This is a genomic window from Lentibacillus halophilus, assembly GCF_039522485.1.
GTDB classification, from domain to species: domain Bacteria; phylum Bacillota; class Bacilli; order Bacillales; family Amphibacillaceae; genus Lentibacillus; species Lentibacillus halophilus.
This window is the reverse complement of the sequence record NZ_BAAADM010000024.1, coordinates 1-2800: the sequence shown is the minus strand read 5'-3', so window position 1 is coordinate 2800 and position 2800 is coordinate 1. Positions and strand designations below refer to the sequence as shown.

Annotated in this window: 3 protein-coding genes, 2 tRNA genes and 1 other annotated feature; of the genes, 2 read left to right on the top strand and 3 right to left on the bottom strand. The window is 43.6% G+C overall.

Annotation, left to right across the window (positions count from 1 at the left end):
* Positions 1–329, top strand: a 329-nt coding sequence (locus ABDZ72_RS04935; protein WP_343751524.1) for a hypothetical protein, incomplete at its 5' end; no start/stop codon positions are given.
* A gap of 89 nt (positions 330–418) precedes the next feature.
* Here the strand turns inward: ABDZ72_RS04935 and ABDZ72_RS04930 are convergent.
* A tRNA-Arg gene (locus ABDZ72_RS04930) sits at positions 419–490 on the bottom strand.
* Positions 491–639: 149 nt separating this feature from the next.
* On the opposite strand from ABDZ72_RS04930, the gene ABDZ72_RS04925 reads away from it, so the two are divergent.
* Positions 640–1284, top strand: coding sequence for a deoxynucleoside kinase (locus tag ABDZ72_RS04925; RefSeq protein WP_343751523.1), 645 nt, complete (start codon positions 640–642; stop codon positions 1282–1284).
* 84 nt (positions 1285–1368) lie between these two features.
* Here the strand turns inward: ABDZ72_RS04925 and proC are convergent, their stop codons facing one another.
* Positions 1369–2184 carry a pyrroline-5-carboxylate reductase gene (proC, locus tag ABDZ72_RS04920; protein WP_343751522.1) on the bottom strand — a complete coding sequence of 272 codons (816 nt, stop codon included), beginning with the start codon at positions 2182–2184 and terminating at the stop codon, positions 1369–1371.
* Between the two features lie 52 nt (positions 2185–2236).
* Positions 2237–2452 (bottom strand) — a binding site (T-box leader).
* A 172-nt stretch (positions 2453–2624) separates the two neighbouring features.
* Positions 2625–2715: transfer RNA gene (locus ABDZ72_RS04915), tRNA-Ser, on the bottom strand.
* Between the last annotated feature and the right edge of the window lie 85 nt (positions 2716–2800).

Genomic DNA, 2800 nt, shown 5'->3' with positions numbered 1-2800 from the left:
TGCAACTTATTTCGACAAAAAGACGCAAAGTTCCTGTCCAATCAGTCATTTTTATTTATTCAGCAGCCCCTACATTAGTTGATACGATTGAAGACGAGGAATTTATAGATAAACTTGTAAAGGAATTGAATAAAGCTACAACAGAATCAACGGCAAATATGGATTTCGAATCACCTGATTATGAGTTAGTCTTCAAAAGTGCTAAAGACAAGAAAATACTCAATATAGGTTATTTTAAGAAAGTGATGTATTTAGGCGTAAAAGGGCGTTATTGGAATGAAGATGAAGATTTAATGTATCAAGTAGACCTTGAATTACCGATTGACTAAGTATCTGTGAACTACAATCGGGCGAGCGGAACGCTTAGGCTTGCGTCTGTATCACCCGTTCACAACCTGCGCCATAATAACATTTTGAATGCCCCCGGCAGGAATCGAACCTGCGCACACAGCTTAGGAGGCTGTTGCTCTATCCCCTGAGCTACGGGGGCGTTGTTATAAAGGGAGCGTTACACTAAAAAGCACCATCTTTATTATACAGAAATCCCGCTCATATGAAAAGGCACATTTTCAAAACCATGGAAGGTCACTTTCGTATATGCTACAATAAAGCAATAACCAACGTGATCGGAGGGTTCATATGCCAACTGTTCCGTTCATTGCCATTGAAGGACCGATTGGGGTTGGCAAGACATCCCTTGCCAAAAAATTATCCGCCTATTTCGGCTATCATTTGCTGCCGGAAATCGTTGAAGAGAATCCATTTCTCGATAAATTTTACAACAATAGCGATGAATGGAGTTTTCAAACAGAAATGTTTTTCCTTTGCAATCGGTTTAAGCAAATGGAAGACATAGAACGAACGTACTTAAACCATCATAAGGCAGTTATTGCCGACTATCATATATCCAAGAACATGATTTTTGCTGGACGTACCCTCCCAGAAGATAAATATGAAAAATATAAACAAATTCACCATATTTTAACCCGTGATTTACCTATTCCAAACATTATGATTTATTTGCATGCGAGTCTTGATACGATGTTAGAGCGTATTCGTAAGCGCGGAAGGACAATCGAACACCATATACAACCGTCTTACCTGTCTCAAATCGCTGACGATTACGACGCCCATATGAATGCATTTGAAGCGCTCCATCCAGATATGTCAATTATTCGTATTGACGGAGACGACAGGGATTTTGTCAACCACCAGGACGATTTGGAGGCGATTATCCGACAAGTACAGCAGCACATAGACAAACAAATAGGATCAGACCATTAAAAGGGAATATATATGTGCCACCTCTTCCTGTTCCGGAAATTAACCCTGCACATAAGGAACACGGGAGTCGATCGGTTCCTTATGTTAAAAGGTTTTTCCTAATTCAATCGAGCGCTCACGAGCGGACGTCACACAATTCATGACCGCTTCCCGGAAATGACCTTGATCCAATGCTTCCAATCCAGCCTGTGTCGTCCCGCCCGGACTGGTAACATTTTCGCGTAGTTTAGAAGGATCCTCCCCGGAGGATCTCAGCATTTCTGCCGCACCGGCAATCGTCTGTATTAGCAGTTCCTGCGCTGTTTGTTTGTTCAGACCTGCTTCAATCGCTGCCGCTTCCATGGACTCAACCAGATAGTAAACGTACGCCGGCCCGCTTCCCGCAATAGCTGTAACGGTATGCATGTCTTCTTCAGCAACCTCTGTTGCCGTTCCCAACGTGCTGAACAATTCCAAAGCAGTGGCAAGATGGTCCTCTGTCGCAAATTTCCCTCTCGTTATAGCTGTGGCAGACGCCCCAGCTGCTGCTGATGTGTTCGGCATCGCCCGTATGACCGGTATGTCACGACCCAGCATTTGAGAAATGGTTTCTGTTGATACACCCGCAGCGATGGATATAAGCAGTTGTCCCGTATCCAAATGATCACGGATCGAATCAATGGCTGCTTCCATGTCATATGGCTTGACAGCAAGCAAAACAATATGAGCGTCCGCCACCGTCTGCTGTTTATCCTCAACATAGGAAATGTTGTATTGCTTCCCGAGATGCTCCAACCGCTTCTGATCGGATTTATTGGTCACCATAATGTTTTCTTTTGGTAAAAATCCACTGTTCAAAATCCCCGACAGAATAGATTCAGCCATCGACCCTGCCCCGATAAACGCCATTTTTTCCGCCATGATGCCCATCACTCCTCACAAATAAAATAAAAATCCTTCATGTCATCCTTCGAAAAAGGACGAAATGAAGGGTTCCGTGGTACCACCTTTGTTGGCATAGAAATACACACCATGCCCACTTTTTTGATAACGCAAAAGGTATGCGGTCAGCTATAGCTGACAACTCCAAGGTAGGTTTCACGACAGCAACATCCGATGGAATCTCACAGCCGTTGAATTCCAATCTCTTACGGCAGCTAACCGCTACTGACCTTTTCTTCGTTCATTTCCTTTGTTTTTATGTACTATACCTGCTGTCATCCGGAATGTCAAGACGTATTACTACGAACATACATATTTCCGGCAGGTGCCTTATTGGAATGTCCCTGAAAAAGAACCGCTACAATAGGATGTAACGGCTTGGTGGTTCTATCTCCAATTTATGCGCATTTGTAATGAAATGGAGGAGGTAGAGGGATTTGAACCCCCGCGCGGTTTGACCCGCCTGTCGGTTTTCAAGACCGATCCCTTCAGCCACTTGGGTATACCTCCATAAGACAGGTTACAATATATCATGTATTTCGGCCTCTGTCAATATAATCATTACATATGTATGTGTCAATCTTTTCTCGATGTG

Excerpts from the sequence above, each read along its gene's own strand:
- ABDZ72_RS04925 (WP_343751523.1), top strand. The coding sequence starts at position 640 with ATGCCAACTGTTCCGTTCATTGCCATTGAAGGACCGATTGGGGTTGGC.
- proC (WP_343751522.1), bottom strand. The coding sequence starts at position 2,184 with ATGGCGGAAAAAATGGCGTTTATCGGGGCAGGGTCGATGGCTGAATCT.